This is a genomic window from Arthrobacter sp. NPDC080031 (assembly GCF_040702485.1).
Lineage (GTDB): Bacteria > Actinomycetota > Actinomycetes > Actinomycetales > Micrococcaceae > Arthrobacter.
The window spans coordinates 23,346-41,361 of sequence record NZ_JBFBLA010000026.1 but is presented as its reverse complement, the minus strand read 5'-3'; the positions used below and the strand labels follow the sequence as shown (position 1 = coordinate 41,361).

The 18,016-nt window shown below is 63.9% G+C and carries 18 protein-coding genes and 1 tRNA gene; 14 read left to right on the top strand and 5 right to left on the bottom strand.

Translation table 11 applies throughout. From position 1 onward, the window contains the following. The first annotated feature begins 199 nt into the window (after positions 1-199). The 4 genes from pstS (at position 200) to pstB (ending at position 4,327) form a co-directional block, all read left to right on the top strand. On the top strand, positions 200-1,318 hold the full coding sequence (gene pstS / locus AB0323_RS19250; protein ID WP_366178745.1) for a phosphate ABC transporter substrate-binding protein PstS: 1,119 nt from the start codon (positions 200-202) through the stop codon (positions 1,316-1,318). Positions 1,319-1,457: 139 nt separating this feature from the next. Continuing rightward, positions 1,458-2,390 carry a phosphate ABC transporter permease subunit PstC gene (gene pstC, locus AB0323_RS19245; RefSeq protein WP_366178744.1) on the top strand — a complete coding sequence of 311 codons (933 nt, stop codon included), beginning with the start codon at positions 1,458-1,460 and terminating at the stop codon, positions 2,388-2,390. Then, positions 2,390-3,499: a phosphate ABC transporter permease PstA gene (gene pstA, locus AB0323_RS19240; RefSeq protein WP_366178743.1), complete on the top strand. Its 1,110-nt coding sequence runs from the start codon at positions 2,390-2,392 to the stop codon at positions 3,497-3,499. Before pstC ends, pstA begins: the two co-directional genes overlap by 1 nt. Before the next feature lie 48 nt (positions 3,500-3,547). Next, positions 3,548-4,327, top strand: a complete 780-nt coding sequence (gene pstB, locus AB0323_RS19235) for a phosphate ABC transporter ATP-binding protein PstB (protein WP_364542137.1) — start codon at positions 3,548-3,550, stop codon at positions 4,325-4,327. A 47-nt stretch (positions 4,328-4,374) separates the two neighbouring features. Here the strand turns inward: pstB and AB0323_RS19230 are convergent, their stop codons facing one another. From AB0323_RS19230 to AB0323_RS19220, 3 genes are all read right to left on the bottom strand, one after another. Next, positions 4,375-5,388: an inorganic phosphate transporter gene (locus tag AB0323_RS19230; protein ID WP_366178742.1), complete on the bottom strand. Its 1,014-nt coding sequence runs from the start codon at positions 5,386-5,388 to the stop codon at positions 4,375-4,377. Position 5,389: 1 nt separating this feature from the next. Continuing rightward, positions 5,390-6,007, bottom strand: coding sequence for a nuclease PIN (locus tag AB0323_RS19225; RefSeq protein ID WP_364542131.1), 618 nt, complete (start codon positions 6,005-6,007; stop codon positions 5,390-5,392). Between the two features lie 238 nt (positions 6,008-6,245). Beyond that, positions 6,246-6,905, bottom strand: a complete 660-nt coding sequence (locus AB0323_RS19220; protein ID WP_364542128.1) for a hypothetical protein — start codon at positions 6,903-6,905, stop codon at positions 6,246-6,248. Positions 6,906-7,620: 715 nt separating this feature from the next. Here AB0323_RS19220 and AB0323_RS19215 point away from each other — a divergent pair. After that, positions 7,621-7,693, top strand: a tRNA-Lys gene (locus AB0323_RS19215). Positions 7,694-7,728: 35 nt separating this feature from the next. Here AB0323_RS19215 and AB0323_RS19210 read toward each other — a convergent pair. Continuing rightward, entirely contained in the window at positions 7,729-9,123 is a 1,395-nt protein-coding gene (locus AB0323_RS19210; RefSeq protein ID WP_366178741.1) for a CoA transferase, read from the bottom strand. Positions 9,124-9,218: 95 nt separating this feature from the next. Between AB0323_RS19210 and AB0323_RS19205 the strand changes: the two genes are divergently transcribed. The 9 genes from AB0323_RS19205 to AB0323_RS19165 all read left to right on the top strand — a co-directional run bounded on the left by AB0323_RS19205 (position 9,219) and on the right by AB0323_RS19165 (position 16,573). Beyond that, positions 9,219-9,827: a DedA family protein gene (locus tag AB0323_RS19205; RefSeq protein WP_366178740.1), complete on the top strand. Its 609-nt coding sequence runs from the start codon at positions 9,219-9,221 to the stop codon at positions 9,825-9,827. Positions 9,828-10,028: 201 nt separating this feature from the next. Continuing rightward, on the top strand, positions 10,029-10,331 hold the full coding sequence (locus AB0323_RS19200; RefSeq protein WP_078106942.1) for an urease subunit gamma: 303 nt from the start codon (positions 10,029-10,031) through the stop codon (positions 10,329-10,331). 9 nt (positions 10,332-10,340) lie between these two features. After that, positions 10,341-10,748 (top strand): urease subunit beta, encoded by a 408-nt coding sequence (locus AB0323_RS19195; protein WP_366178739.1) that lies wholly within the window; start codon positions 10,341-10,343, stop codon positions 10,746-10,748. Beyond that, the gene (ureC, locus tag AB0323_RS19190; protein WP_366178738.1) at positions 10,745-12,529 is read left to right on the top strand and encodes an urease subunit alpha; all 1,785 of its coding nucleotides are present in this window, start codon (positions 10,745-10,747) and stop codon (positions 12,527-12,529) included. Before AB0323_RS19195 ends, ureC begins: the two co-directional genes overlap by 4 nt. A gap of 19 nt (positions 12,530-12,548) precedes the next feature. After that, positions 12,549-13,034: an urease accessory protein UreE gene (gene ureE, locus AB0323_RS19185; protein ID WP_366178737.1), complete on the top strand. Its 486-nt coding sequence runs from the start codon at positions 12,549-12,551 to the stop codon at positions 13,032-13,034. A 192-nt stretch (positions 13,035-13,226) separates the two neighbouring features. Then, positions 13,227-13,898, top strand: a complete 672-nt coding sequence (locus AB0323_RS19180; RefSeq protein ID WP_366178736.1) for an urease accessory protein UreF — start codon at positions 13,227-13,229, stop codon at positions 13,896-13,898. A gap of 16 nt (positions 13,899-13,914) precedes the next feature. After that, positions 13,915-14,532, top strand: a complete 618-nt coding sequence (gene ureG, locus AB0323_RS19175; RefSeq protein ID WP_284763214.1) for an urease accessory protein UreG — start codon at positions 13,915-13,917, stop codon at positions 14,530-14,532. Positions 14,533-14,687: 155 nt separating this feature from the next. After that, positions 14,688-15,518, top strand: a complete 831-nt coding sequence (locus tag AB0323_RS19170; RefSeq protein WP_366178735.1) for an urease accessory protein UreD — start codon at positions 14,688-14,690, stop codon at positions 15,516-15,518. Continuing rightward, positions 15,518-16,573 carry a nickel transporter gene (locus tag AB0323_RS19165; protein WP_366178734.1) on the top strand — a complete coding sequence of 352 codons (1,056 nt, stop codon included), beginning with the start codon at positions 15,518-15,520 and terminating at the stop codon, positions 16,571-16,573. Before AB0323_RS19170 ends, AB0323_RS19165 begins: the two co-directional genes overlap by 1 nt. A gap of 192 nt (positions 16,574-16,765) precedes the next feature. Here the strand turns inward: AB0323_RS19165 and AB0323_RS19160 are convergent, their stop codons facing one another. Next, positions 16,766-17,788 (bottom strand): PHP domain-containing protein, encoded by a 1,023-nt coding sequence (locus tag AB0323_RS19160; RefSeq protein ID WP_366178733.1) that lies wholly within the window; start codon positions 17,786-17,788, stop codon positions 16,766-16,768. Between the last annotated feature and the right edge of the window lie 228 nt (positions 17,789-18,016).

Sequence of the window (18,016 nt, the reverse complement as noted above, 5' to 3'; positions counted from 1 at the left end):
GGCACGCCAAGCGCAAGGGTGACGCTGCACATGTAAGCCAATGGTCCACAGCCGTTCACCTTCCGTTCACTTTGGACCGCCGATCCCGTTACCTGCGGCTCTTACCGTCAATCAAGGTACAAACACGTACGCAAATCTTTCGTATGCCGACTTTCTCCCTCGGTACGCATCAGAGAATCCCTGGAAGGGGTACATCCCAGTGAAGGCAACTCGCTTCGGCCGCAATGCGGCAATCGCGGTCCTCGCAGTCGGCGCCCTTGCGCTGACCGCTTGCGGTTCGGACAACGCAACCGGCGCGCCGTCGGCAGCTCAGACCACCGCAGGCGTCAAGGTCACCGGCACGCTGACCGGTATCGGCTCCTCGGCGCAGGGCGCCGCAATGGACGCCTGGAAGACCAACTTCGCTTCCGCGAACCCGGGTGCCACCGTTCAGTACTCCCCGGACGGCTCGGGCGCAGGCCGTAAGGCCATCCTCGACGGCTCCGCACAGTTCGCAGGCTCTGACGCCTACTTGACCGACGCTGAGCTGGCCACCTCCAAGACCAAGTGCGGCACCGACGGTGCCATCAACATCCCGGTGTACATCTCCCCGATCGCCGTTGCCTTCAACGTTCCTAACGTCAAGGACTTGAAGCTCGACGCCGTTACCGTTGCGAAGATCTTCCGCGGCCAGATCACCAACTGGAACGACCCGGCAATCGCCGCCCTGAACGCCGGCGTTACGCTTCCGGACCTCAAGGTCACCCCGGTCAACCGCTCTGACGACTCCGGCACCACCCAGAACTTCACGGACTACCTCGCATCTGCTGCTCCCTCTGTCTGGACCGACAAGGCTGCTGGCCTGTGGCCGGCTTCCTTGAAGGGCGAGAACGCCAAGGGCACCTCCGGCGTCGTCAAGACCGTCACCGACACCCCGGGTGCCGTGACCTACGCCGACGACTCCGCAGTTTCCGGCAAGCTGGGCACCGCGGAGATCAAGGTTGGCTCTGACTTCGTCAAGATCTCCGCTGCCGCTGCTGCCAAGGCTGTTGAACTGGGCAAGCCCGTTGCCGGCCGCCCGACCGGCGACCTTTCCATCAAGCTCGACCGCACCACGACGGATTCCTCGGCCTACCCGGTAGTCCTGGTTTCCTACCACGTCGTCTGCACCACCTACGACAAGCAGGCAACCGCCGACCTGGTCAAGGCATTCGAGAGCTACGTAGTCTCCGACGCCGGCCAGCAGGCTGCTGCCGGCTCCGCCAAGTCCGCTCCGCTCTCCAAGGCGCTGCAGGACAAGGCAAAGGCCGCTCTTGACTCCATCAAGGCCAAGGCCTAAGGACCACAATGGAGTAGTGGTGCTGCGGACCGCGGCGCCACTACCCTGAATATCGAGGTTCCCCGTCCCGCGCTGGTGAAACATCACCGGACGGGGCGGGGAACTTGGCCATTTTTGAGTGAATCTGAAGGATCGTGAAGTGACCACCAACTCCTTGACCACTTCCCAAGGTGCTGGACGCGCCGGGGACAAGGTCTTCTCCGGAGCCACACTGGCCGCGGGATGCCTGATCCTTGCGGTTCTCTTCGGCGTCGCACTTTTCCTTGTAATCCAGGCCATCCCGGCGCTTGTGGCTCCGCCCTCGGACGTCCAGGGCGGCCACGGCTTCTTCGCGTACATCGGGCCGATCGTGGTGGGAACCCTCATCGCCGCCGTCATCGCGCTGGTGATCGCTACTCCCGTTGCCATCGGCGTCGCCCTGTTCATCTCCCACTACGCGCCCCGCAGGCTCGCCTCGGGCCTTGGCTACGTGGTGGACCTCCTCGCTGCCATTCCTTCCGTGGTCTACGGTGCATGGGGCGCGGCATTCCTTGCCCCCCAGATTTCGCCCGCCTACGGCTGGCTGGCCAGCAACATGGGCTGGCTGCCGATTTTCCAAGGGCCGGCCTCCGCTACGGGCAAGACCATCCTGACCGCGAGCATCGTCCTCTCCGTCATGGTTTTGCCGATCATCACTTCCCTGTCGCGTGAGATCTTCCTCCAGACCCCGAAGCTCCACGAGGAAGCCGCCCTGGCCCTCGGCGCGACCCGCTGGGAAATGATCAAGATGGCTGTCCTGCCGTTCGGCCGCCCGGGCATCGTGAGCGCCATCATGCTGGGCCTCGGCCGCGCACTTGGCGAGACCATGGCCGTCGCGCTGGTCCTGTCCTCCGGCGTCCTAACGGCAAGCCTGATCCAGACCGGCAACCAGACCATCGCCGCGGAAATCGCCTTGAACTTCCCTGAAGCCAGCGGACTCAAGGTCAGCACGTTGATCGCGGCCGGCTTGGTATTGTTCGTCATCACCCTGGGTGTCAACATGATTGCACGCTGGATCATCTCCAGGCACAAAGAATTCTCGGGAGCCAACTAATGACTGTCACAGCCCCCGTGGCGCGCAAACGCTCCGCACTGACCAAGGGCCAGTTGCCCGCTTTCGCACCGTATATCGTCCTGGCCGTCGCTCTTGTGCTCGGCGCAGCGATCCTTGCGCTGATCGGCTTCAACGCCTTCGGCTGGGGCCTCGTCTCCGCCATCCTTTTCGCGATCGGCCTGGTCGGCTGGAGCGCAGCCGTCGAAGGCGGCCGCAAGGCGAGCGACAAGCTTGCCACGTGCCTGGTCGTCGGCTCCTTCCTTGTGGCGCTGCTGCCCCTGATTTCGGTGATCTGGACCGTCCTCGTGAACGGCATCCCGGGCATCATCACCCCCGGCTTCCTGACGACTTCCATGAACGGCGTCACGGGTTCCCTCGACAACAAGAGCGTCGATGAAGGCACGAAGGTCCTCGGCGGCATCTACCACGCGCTCCTGGGCACCGTGCAGATCACCTTGCTCGCCACTGTCATCTCGGTTCCGGTGGGCTTGCTGACCGCAATCTACCTGGTCGAGTACGGCAACGACCGGGCCCTCGCCCGTGCCATCACGTTCTTCGTCGACGTCATGACCGGTATCCCCTCGATCGTGGCTGGTCTCTTTTCCGCAGCCTTCTTCTTCGCAGTGGTCGGCCCGGGCACCAAGACGGGTGCGGTCGCCGCCGTCGCGCTCTCAGTCCTGATGATCCCGGTGGTGGTTCGCTCCAGCGAGGAAATGCTCAAGATCGTCCCGAACGAGCTCCGTGAAGCGGCTTACGCCCTGGGTGTCCGCAAGTGGCGCACTATACTCAAGGTGGTCATCCCGACGGCGATTTCCGGCATCGCGTCAGGCGTCACCTTGGCGATCGCCCGCGTGATTGGCGAGACTGCACCGATCCTCGTCACCGCAGGTTTCGCCACCACCATCAACAGCAACGTGTTCGGCGGCTGGATGGCCTCGCTGCCTACGTTCATCTACACGCAGATCCTGAACCCGACCTCGCCGTCCAACCCGGACCCGTCGAGCCAGCGGGCATGGGGTGCCGCGCTGGTCCTGATCATCCTGGTGATGCTCCTGAACCTCGGCGCCAGGCTGATCGCCCGGATCTTCGCCCCCAAGGCCGGCCGTTGAGCCCCCAGGCCACCAGCAAACTTCCAACCACAGCACCGAAGGAACACCATGTCTAAGCGGATCGACGTCAAGGATCTGAACGTCTACTACGGCAGCTTCCTGGCCGTTGAAGGCGTCAACATCGCCATTGAAGCCAAATCGGTCACGGCATTCATCGGCCCGTCCGGTTGTGGCAAGTCCACCTTCCTGCGCACGCTGAACCGCATGCACGAAGTTCTTCCGGGAGCGCGCGTCGAAGGCGAAGTCCTGCTCGACGGCGACAACCTCTACGGACCCGGCGTGGACCCCGTGACTGTCCGCACCCAGGTCGGCATGGTCTTCCAGCGGCCCAACCCGTTCCCCACGATGTCCATCCGCGACAACGTGCTTGCCGGCGTGAAGCTGAACAACAAGAGAATCAGCAAGGGCGCGGCCGACGCACTCGTGGAGAAGTCCCTGCGCGGCGCCAACCTGTGGAACGAGGTCAAGGACCGCCTCGAGAAGCCGGGCTCCGGACTCTCCGGCGGCCAGCAGCAGCGGCTCTGCATTGCCCGTGCCATCGCCGTGGAGCCGCAGGTCATCCTCATGGACGAGCCCTGTTCCGCGCTGGACCCCATCTCCACCTTGGCCGTCGAAGACCTCATCAATGAGCTCAAGGACGAGTACACCGTGGTGATCGTGACGCACAACATGCAGCAGGCTGCACGTGTTTCCGACAAGACCGCTTTCTTCAACATCGCCGGCACCGGCAAGCCCGGCAAGCTCATCGAGTTCGCGGACACCACCACCATCTTCAACAACCCGTCCCAGAAGGCCACGGAAGACTACGTCTCCGGCCGGTTCGGATAAGCCCAAGCCGGATCGTGGGCCCGGCTTTCCCGAGAAGCCCGACGAACTCAGCGCGACAGCGGTGATAGCGCCAGCCCGAGGACGAACGCCACTGCGGCGGTAACGATCGGCGTCGCAACCCAGAACCCGAGGATCCGCAGCACCATCCGACGGTTGGTGACGGAAAAGTTCTGGTTGGTTCCTGCGCCGAGCACCGCGGACGTCACAGTGTGCGTCGTGGAAAGCGGCAAGTGGAAGCCGATGGCACCGACGAACAGCATCAGCGAGGTCAGGCTCTGGGCAATGAATCCCCGCATCGGGTCTACCCGCGTCAACTTGTAACCCAGGGTGTACGAGATGCGCCAACCACCGCAAAGCGTTCCCGCCGTGAGCATGGCAGCCACCAGCAGGATGACCCAGAACGGGAGGTCATTCGAGTCGGACACCCCGGCCGCCACAGCGCCCAACAGGATCACCGCTACGGACCTCTGCCCGTCCTGCAGGCCATGGCCGAACGCGACGGCAGCGGCCGAGACGGACTGCGCATGGCGGAAGCGGCCATGCACAACATCGGGCTGGGTGTAGCGCGCAGCCCACGTGACAGGCCACACGAGAAGATAGGCGCCAAGGAAGGCAACCACGGGGGACAGTAGCAACGGCAAGACCACTTGTGCCAGCAAAATACTGTCTACTCCGTGGATGGAACTGCCTCCCATCACTGTGCTTGCAGCCCCGGCGCCCACCAGGCCTCCCACCAAGGCATGGGTTGAGGAGAGCGGCACACCGCGCCACCAAGCATAGATTCCCCAAAGGATGGCGCTACACAGCCCCGCCGCAAGCATTGTCAGCCCGTTCATTCCCGAGGGGAGAACCACCCACGCCTGGCTGAAAACCAGCGCGAAACCGCCGCTGAGCAGCACCCCTGCAAAGTTGAAGACGGCCGCCAGCACCACCGCAACTGACGGAGTGAGGGCACGCGTCCGCACGGAGAGCGCGACGGCGGTGGAGACATCGCGGAAGCCGTTCAGGAATGCAAAGACAGCCGCCAGCACCACCACAAGGGCGAAGAACGCGACCGCCACCTCATGCTTCCTTGACGATGATGCTGCCTACCTGGGTCGCAACGCGGCGCATGTCCTTGGTGACGTCCACTAGTTGGTTGGCTACGTCGCGGTTCCTCGAAAACTGCGTGGACTTCATGTCTCGGAGCATCTCGGCCACCCAGGTCCGGTGGCTGCGCTCCGCACGCTTGGCCAGCCTCAGGACCTCGATCCAGTAATCCTCGAGCTCGTCCAGGTCGTCCAGCTGGCGCATGGCATCAACCGTGAGTTCTGCCTGGCGGCTGATGATCTCCAACTGGTCCGCCGCGCGCTTGGGCACTCGGTCAAGTTTGTAGAGGGCTACGAGCTCAGCGGCGGCATCCAGCTTTTCCATCGCCTCGTTGAGGAAACGGGAAAGGGCGTACATGTCCTCGCGGGGGAGCGGGTTCACGAAACTCGTGCGCATGTGGGTCAGGAGGGCGAAATGCAGGTCCGTGGATTTCGCCTCGTGTTCGTGCATCTCCTCCACAAGCCGTTCGTGCTCCGCGACAGGTGCTCCGAAGATCTCAGAAAGCGTCCCGGTTGCCTCAAGAATCTGGCGGGCCATTTGCGACAACAATTGCAAACCGGCGGGTTCTTGGGGGAAGAGACGCAGCTTCATTTGGCTTCCGGTAGGCGGGAGGGATGGGGGTGGGGCGGCGTCTTCGCCGAAGGGCATAAAAATGGTGCCGAACCGGATACGCCTCTCGGCGGTAGGCCGCTCGAAGCGGCTATAAGTTGAAGCCCGGGGGTTTCGCGGTTCGACACCAGTTTCAGTTTTCTACGTCGTCCGAGCTAAGTCAACATTGACAGCTGGCGCCGAAGGTGGTTGTGACGGCTCCACGCCCTTATATTTCGCCTCAATCCAGCTCTCCGAGGCGCCACGCGTTGGCCGCGTGCTCGAGATCTTCCGCGGTCTTCACGAGCTGGTGGGAGTTCCGGGTCAGCTTGCTTGCATGGCCTTCGTTGGAATGCTCCGCGCTGTCCGCGAGGGTGGCTTGGCCGAGCGCGACGACGCGGCAAAACGCGGCTGAGCGTTCCAGCGCGACGTCGAAATCGCCGTCGAACGCTCCCGAAAGAATAGCGTCCGCCATTTGCTTCATTTCATCGGCTCCCGGCGGCTCTGCGGCGCCCGCCACAACGTGCGAAACCTGGGCGGTGTCCCGGCCGGCCCTGAAGTACACGGAGATGCGCTCGGAGTCCTGCATGGTGGCCGCGCGCAACGCATAGAGCCGCCACAAGGCGCCGGGCAGGGACCGGGCAGGGCTCTCGGCCCACATTTCAGCGATGGCTTCCAGGCCTTGCTCGTCAGCGAGCTTCACGAGGCGCCTGGTGATCTTGGGATCATCGCTATCGCGACCTCGCCGCACGAGGGCCTGGGCGGCGAGGTGCGCGGCTTCGGACACGCGCGCGGGGTCCGCTCCGCCGGCAAACGGCTCGAAGTCAACCGGTGCGAAGGGTTTCGGCTTGTGGTGCCTATTTGCTCCGCCGTACACAGGAGGTCCGGATTGTTCGCTCATGCCCCAACGCTACTCCTGTGTTTTCGCTCGTGCACTCTTGACTGGAGCTCGTTCCTTCCTCCCCATGTTTGAATCCGCCGGCGCCCCGACACGCCGTTGTGGCCGCGCGTCGTCGTCGGGGTTTGGTTCAAAGGTGGGGAGAACGCTGCGGGGCGGACTTCCTGACCTTGTTTGGCTCCGCCGGCGCCCCGACACGCCGGAGTTACCGCGCGTCGTCGTCGGTGCCGGGGCCAAAAGAGGTCACGACGGCGCGGGGTCTCGTGGTGTGGGCCGTTGCCTATCCGCCGCCAGGCAGTTCGACTGGGGCCCGTTCCTTCCTCCCCATGTTTGAACCCGCCGGCGCCCCGACACGCCGTTGTGGCCGCGCGTCGTCGTCGGGGTTTGGTTCAAAGGTGGGGAGAACGCTGCGGGGCCGGTTTCTCTGCTGCCGGTGCCGGGGGTGAAGCGTTCCTTCCTCCCCATGTTTGAATCCGCCGGCGCCCCGACACGCCGGAGTTGCCGCGCGTCGTCGTCGGGGTTTGGTTCAAAGGTGGGGAGAACGCCGCGGGCCTTCCTCCCCTTGTTTGAATCCGCCGGCGCCCCGACACGCCGTTGTGGCCGCGCGTCGTCGTCGGTGCCGGGGCCAAAAGAGGTCACGGCGGCGCGGGGTCTGGTGAATGTCAAAACGGCCTTGAGCTTGAGGTACAGTATTTATGGCTGTTTCTACAGTCGGCAGGGGCCTTTAGCTCAGTTGGTAGAGCATCGGACTTTTAATCCGTGGGTCGTGGGTTCGATCCCCACAGGGCCCACCCAAAAACCCCCGGAACCGCACGGTTCCGGGGGTTTACTTGTCCGTGGCCCACATGGCTTGGTGACGGCCGAGGGGTCCGGCCTGCTGCGACCAGTGCGCGGCGACGCCGTCGATCTGCCCTGGAAGAGGCACGCGTCGCGCCGGCCCCCAATCGGTAGTCGTTTCCACGAGGCTGACGTCGTTGGACCCGGGTGCGGATAGGTGGTCGTTCGGCGGGCTGAGCGAATACAACAAGTTGGCCGTGCCGATGAGTGAGCCCTGGATGCGGGCCGTTACCGAATGGCTGAGGCGCCGGGTCAGGGCACGGGCGACGGCCGCGGCCAATAGCCAGCCGGTCGCGTGGTCTAGGGCTTGGACGGGAAGCGGGGTCGGCTCCGCTTGGCCTGTGGCGGTGGCTCCGTCGTCGGCGATACCGCAGCTCATCTGGACCAGGCTGTCGAACCCGCGGCGGTTGCGCCAAGGGCCATCCCAGCCGTAGGCATCCAGGCTGGCGATGATCAAGCCGGGGTTCAGGGCGGTCAGGGCCTCGTCGTCGTAGCCCAAGCGTTTCAGGGCGTCGCCTCGCAGTCCCGTCACGAGCACATCGGCACCCGCGAGCAGTTCCTCGAACATCGCGCGGTCGCTTGGGGCCCTGAGATCCAAAGCGGCGGTACGTTTCCCGAGCGTCGTCTCAGGCAGTAGCGACGGCACCTCGTCAAAGCCCGGCGGGTCGATCCGCAGCACGTCCGCACCGTAGCCTGCAAGGAACTTGGTGCACACCGGTCCAGCGATCACCCGGGTCAGATCCAGAACGCGCACCCCTTCGAAGGGCAGTTCGCCGATTGCGTTCGGCGTGCGGGCGCCGGATGAGCGGCGCTCGACGACGGTCAGCGGCGGCGCGTCCGCGGTCGCCGCCCCCGCGGCCGAGGCGAGCCACTGGCCGCGGTTGTGCATGACAGCGGCGCAGCCACCCGCCTCCACGATGGCCGTCTCCAATTCCTCGGCAAGCGGCCCTGCCACTGCGGCCTGCACTGTTTCGCGGTCATGGGCGCCCAGCACCCGTTCGACGGCGGCGCGGTGGCTGGCGTAGTTGGTGTGCAGCCTGATCCAGGCATCCGCCGCACGATAGTTGCCGGCGATGGGGTCCCACAGCGGTGGACGGGTCCAGCCGATCGGGGCGAACAGCCTCTCGGACGCGAACGCGGCGCACGATTCCCGACTGTCTACTGTTACCGCCGGCTGGCCTGACTGGCGGCGGGCCGCGAGAAACTGCGCTGCGGCCACCGTCGCGGAGGCAACCGCGCCCGTCGCAAGTCCTGTCACGTCGAAAGCGGCCGGGAGGACCGCCCGCGGCCCGGTCGTCGTTAGCCGAGCGGCCAGCCAATCACCATCATCGGCGCCGATTGCGTGCCACACGCGGGAGGTCACATCGGCGAAGCTGTCGTTCACACCACCCATTCTCGACGGGCCGCCACGGAACGAGCAACGGTATCCGGATCTGTCCCCTGCTGCCCAACAAGGCGTTCAACTGCCAGACTGTCTTCATGCATGCGCTCTTGGACGGACTCCTGAACACCAGCCCGCTCGTGATCGCGTGCATCGTCTTCGCCCTCGTGTTCGCTGAGGATGCGATCTTTGTGGGCTTTATTATTCCCGGTGAAACGGCGGCGGTGGTCGGCGGGGTGATTGCAAGCCGCGGACTCTTCGAATTGTGGGGCATGATCGCCATTGTGGTGACTGCCGCGATCATAGGAGACACCGTGGGCTATGAAATAGGCAAGCACTTCGGCCCACGGGTGATGGCCTTGAAAATCCTGGACAAAAGACGCGCCCAATTGCAGAAGGCTGAAGACTTCCTCAAAGACAAAGGCGGCGTCGCGGTGCTCCTGGGCCGGTTTACCGCTTTCTTTCGCGCCGTCATGCCCGCGCTCGCCGGGCTCAGCCGTATGCCTTACCGGCGCTTCGCGTTCTGGAACTTCAGCGGCGGCATTATCTGGGGCTCGTTGTTCGTGACCCTCGGCTTTGTGGCCGGAAATTCGTACGAAGAAGTGGCGCGCGTAGCGGGCCGGGGTGCCGCGGGTGTGGTGGCAGTAATTGTGGTGGCGATCCTGGTTGTCTGGCAGGTCAGGAAGCACCGCGCCAAGAAGGCCTGATGTCGAAGGAGCACGGAAACCTTTCCGAAATCTCAAGGCTTTAGGCTGGTCACAATTCGTTCGGGAGGGGCGGTGAAGGGGCGAACTGGATATGTCTGATGTTTGGCGTTATAACCGTAGTAGCTGCCCCGACGTCCTCGGCTTTTCGGAGCCTCGAGTGATCTGATGTCCGCTTCTGCAGCACAACTTTAAGGAGAACCGATGCATCTTTTGCCCCGTGAGCAGGAAAAGCTCATGATCGTGGTCGCGGCTGACCTCGCCCGCCGTCGGCAATCCCGCGGACTGAAGCTCAACTTCCCCGAAGCCGTGGCGATCATCAGCTACGAACTGATTGAGGGCGCCCGTGACGGGAAAACCGTTGCCGAACTCATGAGCTACGGGACCACCCTGCTTCGCCGTGAGGATGTCATGGAGGGCGTGCCCGAGATGATCCATGACGTCCAGATTGAGGCCACTTTCCCTGACGGCACCAAGCTCGTCACCGTCCACGACCCGATCCGCTAGGAGGCCAACATGATTCCCGGTGAGTACCGTCTCCAAGCAGAGCCCATCGCCTGCAACAGCGGACGCGAGGCAATCGCCGTCGACGTCGTCAACCGTGGTGACCGCCCGGTCCAGGTGGGCTCTCACTACCACTTTGCCGAGGCGAATCCGGCCCTCGATTTTGACCGCGAAGCAGCCTATGGCTGCCGCCTGGATATCCCCGCCGGAACGGCCGCGCGCTTTGAGCCGGGCGATTCCAAGACCGTCAAACTCGTTGCGCTTGCGGGCAGCCGCGAAGTCTATGGCCTGCGGAACGCTGTCAACGGTCCCCTTGATGCGGACGCGGGAAAGAACGACGGCGGCGCTGCCGCCGGCACCGACTGGCCCGGAGCCAGCAAAGAAGGGCCCGGAGCCAGCACGGAAGGGACAGCCCAGTGAGCTTTGAAATTTCGCGCAAGCAGTACGCAGACCTTTACGGCCCGACGACGGGCGACTCCATCCGCTTGGCGGACACCGAACTTTTCCTCGAGATCGAGAAGGACTACACCGTCTACGGCGAAGAGGTCATGTTCGGCGGCGGCAAAGTGGTCCGCGACGGCATGGGCCAGAACGGCCAGGTGACCCGCGACGGCCGTTTGCCTGGGTCCAACGCAGCCTCGGACCAGACCCTCGACGTTCCGGACACCGTCATTTCTAACGTCGTGGTCCTCGACTACACCGGAATCTACAAGGCCGACGTGGCGCTCAAAGACGGCCACATCTTCAAGATCGGCAAGGCCGGCAACCCGCAGATTGCCGACGGCGTGGACATCGTGATCGGGGCCAGCACCGAGATGATCGCCGGGGAGGGCAAGATCCTCACCGCAGGCGGCGTGGACACCCACATCCACTACATTTCCCCGGACCAAGTCCCCACGGCACTGTGCAGCGGCATCACCACCATGGTGGGCGGGGGCACGGGACCGGCCGAAGGCACCAAGGCCACCACCATCACGCCCGGCAAATGGCACATTTCACGGATGCTGCAAGCGGCGGAGGGGCTCCCGGTCAACATCGGCCTCCTCGGCAAAGGCCACGCGTCTGCCATCGAGCCGCTCGCCGAGCAGATCCGCGCAGGGGCTGTGGGCCTCAAAGTCCACGAGGACTGGGGTGCCACGACGTCGTCGATCGACATGTCCCTGCGCGTAGCCGATGAATACGACGTGCAGGTAGCCATCCACACGGACACCCTCAACGAGTGCGGATTCGTGGAGGACACCATCAAGGCCATCGATGGCCGGGTGATCCACACCTTCCACACCGAAGGCGCCGGCGGCGGGCACGCTCCGGACATCATCAAGATCGCCGGATTGCCCAATGTGCTCCCGGCATCGACCAACCCGACGCTCCCGTACACGCGGAACACCATCGAAGAGCATCTGGACATGCTCATGGTGTGCCATCACCTCAACCCTGACATCCCGGAAGACGTGGCGTTCGCCGATTCCCGCATCCGGGCCGAGACGATTGCCGCCGAAGACGTGCTCCAGGACCTGGGCATCTTCTCCATGACCTCCTCGGATTCCCAGGCCATGGGCCGCGTGGGCGAAGTCGTCATCCGCACCTGGCAAGTGGCCGATGCCATGAAGCGGCAGCGAGGCGTCCTGAAGGATCCGTCGGGTGCAAGCCACGGCGCTCCAAATGGCTTGGGCGGGGACAGCGATAACTTCAGGATCAAGCGCTACATCTCCAAATACACCATCAACCCGGCGATCGCGCAGGGCATGGACGACTCCATCGGCTCCGTGGAAGTGGGCAAGTTCGCCGACCTCGTCCTCTGGAATCCGGCCTTCTTCGGCGTGAAGCCGGAACTGGTCATCAAAGGCGGGCAGATCGCCTACGCGCTCATGGGCGATTCCAATGGCTCCATCCCCACCCCGCAGCCGCGCACCATGCGCCCCATGTTCGCCACACACGGCAAGGCGCTGCAGCAGTCCTCGATCACCTTCCTGTCCAAGGCGGCAATCGCGAACGGCGTCCCGCAGGAACTTGGACTGGAACGCGTCATCCGGGCGGTGTCCGGCATCCGGAACCTGAGCAAGGCGGACCTCAAGTTCAACGGCGAAACGCCCGATATCGCCGTCGACCCCGAAACCTACAAAGTGACGGTCGACGGCGAAGACGTCACCTGTGAGCCTTCCGACGTGCTGCCCATGGCCCAGCGCTACTTCCTTTTCTAGACCGCCGGAGGAGAACCACATGATCATCGAAAAGATCCTCGGCAACCTGCACGAGCTGCCGCAGGCCGAAGCCGCGGCGCTCGCACAACTCCACAAGGAGAAGGTCGTCCTGCCCAGCGCCCAACTGGTCAAACGCATCCAACGCGTCACCACGGACCATGGGAAGGAGCTCGGCATCCGCCTCCCGGCCGGCTCCGGAGACCTGCGCGACGGCGACATCCTCGCCGTCGAGGACACGAACCTGATCGTAGTCTCCGTGCTGCCGAGCGACGTCCTGGTGATTGCTCCCCGCAGCATCTACGAAATGGGTGTCGTGGCGCATTCCCTGGGCAACCGGCACCTGCAGGCCCAGTTCTTCGACGGCTCGTCCGAGTACGGGGCAGAAGTCATGGTGTGCCAGTACGACCACACGGTCGAGGACTACCTCAAACACGTCGGCGTGCCGTACGACCGCCAGGAACGCGTAATGCCGGTGCCTTTCCGCCATGCTGAACACACGCACTGAGTCCGTTCGCCGCTGGCGCGGTTCGGTCGCCGCAGCTTCGGCGGGTGATAGGGGCCGTGCCCGTCCCCAGCCGCTCCCAACCCTCGCAAGCTCGGGTCGGGGCCCTCGCGGCAGTGGGCCCCCCGCGGTGCCCGCCACGCCGCGGCCCCTATCACCCACCTACGCCGTACACGTCACCTTGCGAGGCGCCCGATGAGCGGGTCGTACCAGCTCGCGCTTCAGCAGCTGACTGACTCTGCTCTTCCTACAGGGGCTTTTGCCCACTCGCTGGGGTTCGAGACGTACATCGACCGCGGGCTCGTTGGAGATGAGGGGAGTTTTGGGGTTTGGCTGTTCGCGTTTGTTGGGCAGCAGTTGACTTATTCAGACGGCTTGGCCATTCGGTTCCTTTATGAAGGGACGGACATGGGGGAGTTGGATGAGCATTTGAGTGCCCAGCTCCTGCCTCGGCAGTTGCGGGAGGCCAGTACCAAAATGGGCGGGCGGCTCATCGAGATCGGGACCGAAGTCTTTCCGTCGGCCGAGCTGGAAGCGTACCGGACTCTCGTGACCACGGGCCGGGCTGCCGGTCATCAACCGCTGGCGTTCGCCGTCGTCGCGCGCTCACTAGGCGTGCCGTTCGAAGAAGCGCTCGCCGCTTACCTTTTCGCGGCGGTCACCTCACTGACGCAGAACGCCGTGCGCGCCGTCCCGCTCGGCCAGAACTCCGGGCAGCGGCTGTTGCGCAAGGCCCACGACGACGTCGCTGCCGCCGTCGAAAATGTCCAGCACCTCAGCTGGGACGACTTCGGAGCGATCAGCCCCGGGTTGGAAATTTCGCAGATGCGGCACGAATGGCAACGTGCGCGCATGTTCATGAGCTAGAACCACAGGAGGACACATGTCTGAACCCATCAAGATCGGCATCGGCGGCCCGGTAGGTGCCGGCAAAACGCAGCTCGTGGAGCGCCTGACCCGCCACATGAGCCGGGAAATCTCCATGGCCGCCATCACCAACGACATCTACACGATCGAAGACGCCAAAATCCTCGCGGCCAACGGCATCCTGCCCGAAGACCGCATCATCGGCGTCGAAACCGGCGGCTGCCCGCACACCGCCATCCGCGAAGACACATCCATGAACACGGCGGCCATCGAGGAACTCAAGAAACGGCACCCGGACCTGCAGGTCATCTTCGTCGAATCCGGCGGCGACAACCTCTCGGCCACGTTCAGCCCCGAACTCGTGGACTTCTCGATCTACATCATCGACGTCGCCCAAGGAGAGAAGATCCCCCGCAAGGCCGGCCAAGGCATGATCAAGTCGGACCTCTTCATCATCAACAAGACCGACCTCGCCCCGTTCGTCGGCGCAGACTTGTCAGTCATGGAACGGGACTCCAAGGAATTCCGCGGCGACAAACCGTTCTGCTTTACCAACCTCAAAACCGACGAAGGGCTCGACAAGGTCATCGCATGGATGCGGCACGACGTCCTGATGCTCGACCTGGCGCCGTGAGCACGACGGCGGTCCAGGGGAGTTCGGTCGGTGACCTGACCGCTGAGGCGGCGAAGCCGGATTTGGGGGCCGCGGCGTGGCGGGCACCGCGGAGCGGGCACGGCCCCAAATCCGGCGGAGCCGACGGAGGTGACTTGGTACCCCCAAGAGCGCCGATGGGCGAGCTCAGCCTGCGGGTCGCCTTGCGTGCTGGTCGTTCCGTGGCCGTGCAGCAGTTTCATCAGGGTGCCTTGCGGGTTTTGAGGCCCCACTACTTGGATGGGTCCGGGCAGGTTTGTTATGTCGTGGTCAATCCGGGCGGGGCGTATTTGGGGGCGGATCTCTATGTTGTGGACGTGGAGGTCGAGGCCGGGGCTTCGTTGCTTTTGACGACTCAGTCGGCCACGAAGATTTATCGGACCCCGGAGTCCTTTGCCGAGCAGCGCATGACTATCCGGCTGGGGGAGGGGGCGGAACTGGAGTTGGCTCCCGACCAGCTCATCGCCTACCGGGAGGCCAGCTATCGGCAGGATACGCACATCACTGTGCATCCGACGTCGAGCCTCATCATGGCGGAAGTCATCACTCCCGGCTGGTCGCCGGACGGCGCCTCCTTCCAGTACCGGGAACTCCGCCTCCGGAACGAAATCCACGTGGAGGGCGACGACGGCGCGGTGCTGCTCGCGCTCGACAACCTCCTGATCCGGCCGCCGCTGGGCGATGTGACCGGAATGGGTTTCATGGAGGGGTACAGCCACCTGGGATCGCTCATTGTGGTGGATCCGCGGGTTGACCAGGCGCTCGCCGATGAGCTGCACGGCCTGACGGCGGGGTATGACGCTTACTTGGGCTTGTCGCTGACCCGGACCCTTGCGGGCACAACGTGCCTGGTCCTACGCTCCCTTTCGAACAGCACCGAGGAACTGAACCGGTTGCTTGGTGCCTGTACCGGGCTTTTGCGCGAACGCTGGCACGGCAGGGCGCCGCTGAACCTAAGGAAGTACTGATGACCTCACTCGCGGAGTTCGCCTCGATATACCGCCAGCGCGAGCATCTCCCGATGAAGTCGCGCCTCGCGTTCATGTTCGGTTCGGTGGTCCTCCTGCACCTTGCCGCCCTCGTCCTCCTGCTTGTGGGTGGCGCCGGTGGAGGGCAGCCGCTGGCGCTCGGCCTCGTGCTGACGGCATATGTGGCCGGTATCAAGCACAGCTACGACTGGGACCACATCGCCGCGATTGACAATTCCACACGAAAATTCGTGGCACAGCGCAAGGACCCCGTGAGCGTCGGCTTCGCATTCAGCCTGGGCCACAGTTCAGTGGTACTTCTGGCAGGTGTGATGGTGGTTGGTGGCGCCAGCCTGGTGGGCCAGCTCATGGAGGACGGCACCACCGGGCACCTCGTGCTGGGGCTGATCGGCAGCGGCGTCTCCGGGCTCTTCCTCTTGGCCATGGGCGTCTTCAACGGGTCTGCTTTCCTCCGCACGATGCAGCTGTACCGGGCCGCCCAAACCGGAGGCGCGATCGCTGTCGACGACCTCGAAACCAAAGGGTTCATCGCGCGGCTCCTGGCCAAGCCGCTATCCAAGGTCCAGCGTCCGCGTAACATCTACGTGATTGGGTTCTTGTTCGGGCTTGGCTTCGACACGGCCACCACGATTGGGCTGCTTGTACTCACGACGGCGGCGTCCCTCGCGGGTGTGTCTGTTCTCGCTCTCTTGGCGTTGCCGCTGGCCTTCACCGCGGCAATGACCCTCTGCGATTCCATCAACGGCGTGGCCATGATGCGGATGTACAAGTCCGCCATCGACGATCCCCAGCGCAAGCTTGGATTCAACGCCATCATCACCGGTATCTCGGCCTTCTCGGCACTCTTCATCTCGGTCATCACGCTGGGCGGTTTCCTCAACTCGGCCCTCGGGCTGACCGATCCTGTCACCACCTGGCTGGGCGAAATAGACCTCGGCGACGCCGGGCTGGTGCTGATTGCGCTGTTCGTCGTCACGTGGGCGGTCGCGGCCGTACGGTTCCGGGTCCGCGGGGCGCTCCGTGGGAAGCCCTGACGACGCCCGCTCACTTATATCCTGATTTCTGACGACGCCCGCTCACTTATGCCGGGAAAATCGACGGCGCTCGCTCACTTTTGCGGCTATTTTTGTCAATCCTCCTGCAGTTGTATCGCCAAGGGTCGACGGCGGGGGTCGGCACTGGGTGCGGAAGTCGCCGTCGGGCGTTAGACAGTTGGCGGCGACGGGCTATGGCTTGGGCTGGAGCCACTCCAGAAGCCGATCCAGCGGCCATGTTGTGATGATCCGATCGGCGGGTACGCCGTTGGCTTCCGCCCGCTCGGCACCGTACTGCAGGAAATCGAGCTGGCCGGGGGCATGCGCGTCACTGTCGATGCTGAAAAGGCAGCCAGCGTCGAGGGCAATCCGAATCAATTCATCCGGCGGGTCCTGGCGTTCAGGCCTCGAGTTGATCTCGACGGCGACTGAGTGTTCCGCGCACGACGCAAATACTTTTTCCGCGTCGAACTCCGATGGGGGCCGTGTCCCTCGTGATCCTTTGACCAAGCGGCCGGTGCAGTGCCCCAGGACATTCGTGTGGGGGTTTTCGATGGCGGCGTGCATGCGCCGAGTCATGGAGCGTTTGTCGGAGCGGAGCTTCGAGTGGACACTGGCCACAACAACGTCGAGTTGGCCGAGCAGTTCCGCGGACTGGTCCAACTCGCCGTCTTCAAGGATGTCCACCTCGATTCCCGTTAATAGTCGAAAGCTGGACGATTGCCCGTTGTTGATCCCATCCACGACCGTGAGCTGCTCCATCAAACGTTCGGGGCTGAGTCCGTTGGCGATGGTGAGGTTGGGGGAATGATCGGTCAAAGCGAGATATTCCCGTCCGAGAATACGAGCCGCATCGGCCATGGCCTCGATCGCTGAACCGCCATCCGACCAGTTGCTGTGGCTGTGCAGATCGCCCCTGAGCTCGGCGTGCAACTTGTGTCCGCCGTCGACCAAAGGTTCGGCCCCTCGGCGGCGGAGGTTCTCGAGGTAGTCCGGAACGGCGCCGCTCAAGGCCTGGCTGATCACTTCGAAGGTCCGGCTGCCGATTCCCTTGGTTCGCTTGAGGCGGCCATCCCGGACTCGTGCAGCCAGTTCCTCTTGGCTCAGTCCGGCGATAACGTCCGCAGCCCGTCGGAACGCCTGGACCTTGAAGCTTTCCGCGAGTTCCCGTTCCAGCCAGAAGGCGGTTTCGTTGAGCGCGTCTACGGCGTCCATAGCTCAATCATGTACCACGCCGCGCCCAGATGTATGTGAGCGAGGGTTTGGGTTTTGCCGGTTATTTGTGAGCGGGGGTTTCTGGGTGGGGGCGTATATGTGAGCGAGGGTTTGGGTTTCGGCGGTTGTATGTGAGCGGGGGTTTCGGGTTGGGGGCGTATATGTGAGAGAGGGTTTCGGGTTGGGGCGTCATGGTGTCGGAATAACTGCGACTGCACCCACCGCCCT